Origin of the sequence: Streptomyces griseorubiginosus, assembly GCF_017614965.1 — a bacterium.
GTDB classification, from domain to species: domain Bacteria; phylum Actinomycetota; class Actinomycetes; order Streptomycetales; family Streptomycetaceae; genus Streptomyces; species Streptomyces griseorubiginosus_B.
On record NZ_WVUG01000390.1, the window covers coordinates 1 to 7,193 of the forward strand.

Below are 7,193 nucleotides of genomic sequence, written 5' to 3' on the forward strand. Positions count from 1 at the left end.
CTTGCCGAGGGGGTGGGGCTCGCCCTGGGGGATGTCGAGGTCGAGGCGCTCGCGCAGCACCAGGTGGCGGCTCTCGTCGGCGACGTCCAGGTCGTAGAGGCCGACGGCGATGCGGTGCGGGCGGCTGCCGTTGTGCTCGACGGTGAGGGTGCGGGTGCCGTCGTCCGCGGCAGTGACCACGGGCGTGAGGGTGTCGACGCCGGTGGTGCGCAGCCAGGCGTCGGCCCAGGCGTGGACGTCGCGCTCGGTGGCGGAGGCGAGGGAGTCGATGAAGTCGGCGAGGGTGGCGTTGGCGAACCGGTGGCGGGCGAAGTGGGTGTTGATGCCGGCCAGGAAGTCCTTCTCGCCGAGCCAGGCGACGAGCTGGCGCAGTGCGGAGGCGCCCTTGGCGTAGGAGATGCCGTCGAAGTTGAGCAGCGCGGAGGCGGTGTCCTCGACGGCCTCGGGGGCCACGGGGTGGGTGGAGGGACGCTGGTCGGCGTCGTAGCCCCAGGCCTTGCGGGCGACGCCGAAGTCGGTCCAGGTGTCGGTGAAGCGGGTCGCCTCGGTGAGGGTCTGGTAGCCCATGTACTCGGCGAAGGACTCGTTCAGCCAGATGTCGTCCCACCAGCGCAGGGTGACCAGGTCGCCGAACCACATGTGGGCCATCTCGTGGGCGATGACCATGGCACGGGTCTGGCGCTCGGTGTCGGTGACGGCGGAACGGTAGACGAACTCGTCGCGGAAGGTGACGAGGCCGGGATTCTCCATCGCGCCGGCGTTGAACTCGGGGACGAACGCCTGGTCGTAGGAGTCGAAGGGGTAGGGCTCGGCGAACTTCTCGTGGTAGCGGTCGTAGCACTGCCGGGTGATCTCGAACAGTTCGTCGGCGTCCGTGTCGAGGTAGGGGGCGAGCGAGCGGCGGCAGTGGATGCCGAAGGGCAGGCCGCGGTGTTCGGTGCGCACCGAGTGCCAGGGGCCGGCGGCGACAGCGACGAGGTAGGTGGAGATCAGCGGGGTGGACGCGGCCTTCCAGCGGCCGTCGCCGAGGTGCTCGGTGATGCCGTTGGCCAGGACGCTCCAGCCGTCGGGGGCCTTGACGGTGAGGTCGAAGACGGCCTTGAGGTCGGGCTGGTCGAAGGCGGCGAAGACGCGCTGGACGTCTTCCATGAACAGCTGGGTGTAGAGGTAGGTCTCGCCGTCGGTGGGGTCGGTGAAGCGGTGCATGCCCTCGCCGGTGCGGGAGTAGCGCATGGTGGCGTCGACGAGCAGTTCGTGTTCGCCGGCGGCGAGGCCGGTGAGGGGAAGGCGGTTGCCCTCGAAGGTGTCCAGGTCGAGGGCGTGGCCGTCGAGGAGCGCCTTGCGCAGTTCGGCCGGCTTGAGCTCGACGAAGGTGTCCGCGTCCGCGCGGGCCGTGAAGCGGATCACGGTACGGGACACGAAGATCTCGTCCCCTGCGGTCAGATCGAGGTCGATCGTGTAGCGGTGGACGTCGAGGAGCCTGGCACGGGTCTGCGCTTCGTCGCGCGTCAGTACGGACATGCTGGTAATGCTGCCCGATGCCACTGACAAGGCACAGGGGCGGACCGGTACGCGCCCTATGTCCGCTCCTGGGCCGGCGCGGTGTCACCCGTGTCGCGCTGCGGCGGAACCCGGGCGTCCGGGTGGGGCAGGGCCGGGCGGGCGGCGGGGCCCGGCATGCCGTTGCCCTTGACCAGGGCGCGCAGGTCGCGGATCTCCTGTTCCAGGGCGAGGCTGCGGCGGTGGGCGTCGTAGAGGTAGCGGACCTTGGTGCGCAGCGCCCAGGGGTCGATGGGCTTCGTGATCAGGTCGGCGACGCCGAGGCCGAAGGCGGTGGAGGTCAGTTCGTGGTCGAGCCCGAATCCGGTGAGCAGGATGACCGGTATGTGCTGGGTCTGCTCGACGCGGCGCATGTAGCGCACCACTTCCAGACCGCCGACGCCGGGCATGCGGACGTCGAGCAGCAGGAGGCCGACCTGCCCGCGGAGCACCTGCTTGAGCGCCTCGTCGCCGCTGGTGGCGCGGCCCAGCAGATAGCCCAGCGGGGCCAGGGCGCTCTCCAGCGCGTACAGCGTGTCCTCGTGGTCGTCGACGATGAGGATCTTGGCATCCGGCATGGCCCGACGTCCCTCCCGCGTGGACAACCAGCTTATGACCGGAGCGCTGACACGGTGTGCCCGTCAGCTGACAAGGAGTGCACAGCGCAGCATGCCCCCTGCGGGCTCCGCTGTCACCTCCCCGGCGGTGTCGACCGAGGTCAATTCGCCGTTTTCGCCGAGCCGTTCACGGTGTCCTCCGCGATGCGTTCGTGGTGGCGGATCACCTCGGCGATGATGAAATTCAGGAACTTCTCAGCGAACGCCGGGTCGAGTTTGGCGCTTTCGGCCAGGCCGCGCAGGCGCTCGATCTGCCGGGCCTCGCGGGCCGGGTCGGCGGGCGGCAGTTGGTGGACGGCCTTGAGCCGGCCGACCTGCTGGGTGCACTTGAAGCGCTCGGCGAGCATGTGGACGACGGCCGCGTCGATGTTGTCGATGCTGTCGCGCAGCCGGGCGAGTTCCTCGCGGACGGCGGGGTCGATCTCGCCGGACGCGTTGTTGCTGGTGGTCATGGGCGCACAGCCTACGGGGCGGGGGTGTGCTCGATCATGGGCGGATCGTCTGGATCGGGCACCTGGTTGCTCCAGCCGCCGGGGACGGTGCGGAACTGCTGGGCGCGGAAGCGGATCGGCGCCATGCCGACGCGGCGGGTGAACAGCCGGGAGAAGTAGGCCGGATCGTCGTAGCCGACGCGGCGGGCGACGGCGGCGACGGGCAGTTCGGTGGCGGCGAGGAGTTCCTTGGCGCGTCCGAGCCGGATGCCGAGCAGGTAGTCCTTGGGGCTGCAGCCGGCGCCCCGGCGTACGGCGGTGCGCAGTTCGGCGGGGGTCATGCCGTGCCGGGCCGCGTGGTCGGCGACGCTCAGCGGCAGACAGGCGTCGCGGGCGAGGGCCTTGAGGACGGGGTCGCCGTCGGGCGCGAGGTCGGCCCGGGCGCGGCGCAGGGCGACCAGCAGCTCGTGGACGGCGGCGCCGGTCTCCACCTCCAGCAGCGGGTTGCCGCGGCGGGCGGCCCGCGCGATGCGGCCGATCACGCCACGCGCGCCCGTGGCGTCGGAGAGCGGCACCACGGGCCGGTCCGGCTCGATGTAGCCGAGTTCGGTGTACGTGGCGGTGGCGGGCCCGTCGAAGACGACGAACCCCTCGTCCCAGCCGCCCCCGGGATCGGCCCCGTAGTGGTGCGGCACCCCGGGCGTGAGCCACAGCAGTGCGGGCGCGGTGACTGTGGCGCGGCGGCCGTCGGCGTCGAGGAACCAGCCGCTGCCCGCGCTGACGACGACGGCGACGTGGTGGTCGAGGGTGCGGGGGCCGACGGTGGGCAGCGCGCCGTACTGCAGCCCGACGCCGAGGCAGACCAGGCCGAGCCGGTGGTGGGCCGGGCCGGGGGTGAAGAACCGCATCCAGGTGTGGTACATCCGCGCGCTCCTTCCCGCGTCGTCCCGGCCGCCGGTTTTCTCGTCCGAGCAGCTCTTTTCGTCCAAGCAGCGCTGATCTTTGTCCATGGACGCTTATCACTGCCAGGGGTGAGGCTGGGGCGCATGACCGATTTCAGGGTGGGGGAAAAGGACTTCCTGCTGGACGGGCGCCCGGTGCGGCTGCTGTCCGGCGCGCTGCACTACTTCAGGGTGCACGAAGCGCACTGGGAACACCGGCTGGCGATGCTGCGGGCGATGGGCCTCAACTGCGTGGAGACGTACGTCCCGTGGAACCTGCACGAGCCGACGCCGGGCGAGTACGAGGACGTGGCGGCCCTCGGCCGCTTCCTGGACGCGGCCCACCGCGCGGGGCTGTTGGCGATCGTGCGGCCGGGCCCGTACATCTGCGCCGAGTGGGAGAACGGCGGGCTGCCGCACTGGCTGACCGGCGAGCTGGGCACGCGCGCGCGTACCCGTGACGAGCGGTTCATGGAGCACCTGGAGCGCTGGTTCGGGGTGCTGCTGCCGCAGGTCGTGGAACGGCAGGTCGACCGGGCAGGCCCGGTGATCATGGTGCAGGCGGAGAACGAGTACGGCAGCTACGGCTCGGACGAGGAGTACCTGCGCCGGCTGGCCGAGCTGCTGCGGGCGCGGGGCGTGACGGTCCCGCTGGTCACCTCGGACGGCCCCGAGGACCACATGCTGTCCGGCGGCTCCATCCCCGGGGTGCTCGCCACGGTGAACTTCGGCTCCCACGCGCGCGAGGCCTTCGAGACACTGCGCCGGCACCAGCCGGAGGGGCCGCTGATGTGCATGGAGTTCTGGTGCGGCTGGTTCGACCACTGGGGCGGCGAGCACATCACCCGGGACGCCCAGGACGCGGCGGCCGCGCTGCGTGAGATCCTTCAGGCGGGCGCCTCGGTCAACGTCTACATGGCGCACGGCGGCACCAACTTCGCCGGCTGGGCGGGCGCCAACCGCCCCGGCGGCGAGCTGCACACGGGGCCGCTGGAGGCGGACGTGACGTCGTACGACTACGACGCCCCGATCGACGAGTCCGGCAACCCGACCGACAAGTTCTGGCGCTTCAGGGAGGTGCTCGCCGCGTACGCGGACGGCCCGCTGCCCGAGCCGCCGCCGGCGCCCGCTCGGCTGGGCGCGGAGGCGGAGGTGCGGCTGACGGGCTGGACGCCGCTTGACGCCGTCCTGGAGAGCCGGGGCGGCCGGGAGGTCGCGGCACCCGTCCCGCCGACCTTCGAGGAGCTGGACGTGGACCGCGGCCTGGTGCGCTACGAGGTGACGATGCCGGGCCCCCGGCCGCCCTACCCGCTGACCGCGCGCGGCCTGCGGGACCTGGCCGTGGTGTACGTCGACGGGGAGCGGGCCGGTGTGCTCACCGAGGGCGACGAGCAGCTGGCGAAGCCGGTCGCCGGGCACGCGCGCGTACAGCTGTGGGTGGAGTCCCTGGGGCGGGTGAACTACGGGCCCCGCAGCGGCGAGACCAAGGGCATCACCGGGGGGCTGCTGCACGAGCGGCAGTATCTGCACGGGGTACGCGCGCGTGGGCTGCGGCTGGACGCGCTGGACGACATCGGGGACGTCGTTTTCCAGCCGCTCGGCGAGGACGGCGCCCCGGGGCTGTACCGGGGCACGGCGACGGTGCGCGGCGCCGGGGACGCACGGCTCGAACTGCCGGGCTGGACCCGGGGGTTCGTCTGGGTCAACGGCTTCAACCTGGGCCGTTACTGGACGGCGGGCCCCCAGCGCTCCCTGTACGTGCCCGGTCCGGTCCTGCGTGAGGGCGACAACGAGGTGTGGGTCCTGGAGCTGGAGGAGGCGGCCCCGCAGGCCGTGCGGCTGCGTTCCGTGTGAGCGTCCGGCGCCCGGAACCCGACCAGGGAAAATCCGCTCTCCTCCCCGTAGAGTGGAGTCGGGTTCTGGGCGTCTTGGGGGTTCAGGCGTGGCGAACGGCGGACCGGTCGAGCACGGCTACCCACACCTGGAGATGGTGCGGGCCGCCATCACCGCGCTCTGGAAACGCCTGTCGTACGACACCGTCCAGACCTTCTCCACCAGCGTGGCCCCCGCGGACGTGGCCTTCTGCGACACCGACGACCTCTATCTGGGTGCCCAGCGGGTGGCCCGGGAGCTGGTGCGGCACTACCGGCTGCCGGACGCCCGCCTGATCGTCAGCTTCAGGGAGATGACGCACGCGGCGAACGTCGAGCTGGCGGCGGGCCCGGAGTACTTCGTGGAGCTCAACGACCGGTTCCGCACGCACCGGCGGGACATCGGCGCCGCCCTCGCCCACGAGGTCATGCACGTCTATCTGCACCGGCTGGGGCTGTCCTTCCCCGGCACCCGGGACAACGAGATCCTCACGGACACCGCGACGACGTACCTGGGCGCGGGCTGGCTGCTGCTCGACGCCTACCGGGAGGACTCGGCGTCCTCCCAGAAGCTCGGCTATCTCACGCCCGAGGAGTTCGGCTACGTCCTGGCCAAGCGTGCCCTGGTCTTCGGCGAGGACCCCGCGATCTGGTTCACCAGCCCGCAGGCGTACGAGGCCTACACGGAGGGCATGGCGCAGGCCCGCCGCGACGAGCAGCAGCCCCCGCTGACCGCGGCCGGCTGGGCGGGCCGCCGCCGCTACGCCCGCGACCGCCGCCACGCCCAGGACACCCACACGCCCCTCCCCCACGCCGGCACGCCGTACACCTTCACCCCGGACGGCCACGGCCCCCTCCGCGTGTCCTTCCCCTGCCCGACCTGCCACCAGCGCATCAGGGTCCCGGTGAAGGGCCGGGTACGAGCGAGATGCGGAGTGTGCCGGACGGTACTGGAGTGCGACACGTAGGGGGCGGGGCGCGGGCGCCGTACCGGAGTGCGGCGCGGACGGTGCCGGAACGCGGCGCGAGCCGCACCAGAACGCGGCGCGAGCCGTGGGGCGAACCTTGCTGGAGCTCGACCGGGAGCGCGGCGCGGACGCGCGGCAAAGCGTCCCGGAGCGCTGCGCGGACGGGGGGCGAACCCGCGCTGGAGCGCGACCGGCGGCGGAGGACGCAAGACCACCCCTGTCGAACTGCGGACCGGGAACACGGCGCGGGCCACAAGACCAACCCTGCCGAAGTGCGACACGCAGCGAGACGGGGCGGGGCGAATACTGTCGGATCACGACCGGCGGCGCGGCACGGGCGCGGGGCAAAGCGCGCCGGAGCGCGACCCGCAGCGCGGCGCGGGCGCGGGCGCGCCGCAAACGGTGCCCCCGGAGCGCAACCGGCAGCGCGGCGCGGGCGCAAGGCAACCGTGCCGCCGTGCGACCGGTGGCGCGGCCCGGGCGCGAGGGCCCTGGCGGGGGGCCACGCCGGCCGGGACTGAGGGCGCGAGGCCAACTCTGTCCGAGGTCCGCAGGCAGCCCGACGCGGACATGAAGCCACCGTGCCCGAGGACCACACCCAGCCCGACGCGGACACGAAGCCGAGCCCGCCCGAGGACCACACCCAGCCCGACGCGCACACGAAACCACGCCCGCCCGAGGTCCGCAGTCAACCCGACACAGACACGAAGCCACCCCGCCCGAGGACCACACCCAGCCGGACGCGGACACGAAACCACGCGCGCCCGAGGTCCGCAGTCAACCCGACACAGACACGAAGCCACCCCGCCCGAGGTCCGCAGTCAGC

Annotated in this window: 6 protein-coding genes; 2 read left to right on the plus strand and 4 right to left on the minus strand. The window is 72.4% G+C overall.

All coding sequences use genetic code 11. The features are described from left to right. The 4 genes from pepN to GRC12_RS39875 form a co-directional block, all read right to left on the minus strand. A partial coding sequence (gene pepN / locus GRC12_RS39860; protein ID WP_208785348.1) for an aminopeptidase N occupies window positions 1-1,521 on the minus strand: 1,521 nt, incomplete at its 3' end. Between the two features lie 56 nt (window positions 1,522-1,577). Next, complete coding sequence (locus tag GRC12_RS39865) at window positions 1,578-2,117, minus strand: response regulator (protein ID WP_208785349.1); 540 nt, start codon at window positions 2,115-2,117, stop codon at window positions 1,578-1,580. Window positions 2,118-2,257: 140 nt separating this feature from the next. Then, a complete protein-coding gene (locus tag GRC12_RS39870) occupies window positions 2,258-2,608 on the minus strand; it encodes a chorismate mutase (RefSeq protein ID WP_133042773.1) in 351 nt (116 codons plus the stop codon). Between the two features lie 11 nt (window positions 2,609-2,619). Further along, on the minus strand, window positions 2,620-3,510 hold the full coding sequence (locus GRC12_RS39875) for a helix-turn-helix domain-containing protein (protein WP_208785350.1): 891 nt from the start codon (window positions 3,508-3,510) through the stop codon (window positions 2,620-2,622). A 123-nt stretch (window positions 3,511-3,633) separates the two neighbouring features. Here GRC12_RS39875 and GRC12_RS39880 point away from each other — a divergent pair, with 123 nt between their 5' ends. Both GRC12_RS39880 and GRC12_RS39885 read left to right on the plus strand, forming a co-directional pair. Further along, on the plus strand, window positions 3,634-5,382 hold the full coding sequence (locus GRC12_RS39880; protein ID WP_208785351.1) for a glycoside hydrolase family 35 protein: 1,749 nt from the start codon (window positions 3,634-3,636) through the stop codon (window positions 5,380-5,382). Window positions 5,383-5,470: 88 nt separating this feature from the next. Next, window positions 5,471-6,367 carry a hypothetical protein gene (locus GRC12_RS39885; RefSeq protein ID WP_208785352.1) on the plus strand — a complete coding sequence of 299 codons (897 nt, stop codon included), beginning with the start codon at window positions 5,471-5,473 and terminating at the stop codon, window positions 6,365-6,367. The last annotated feature ends 826 nt before the right edge of the window (window positions 6,368-7,193 follow it).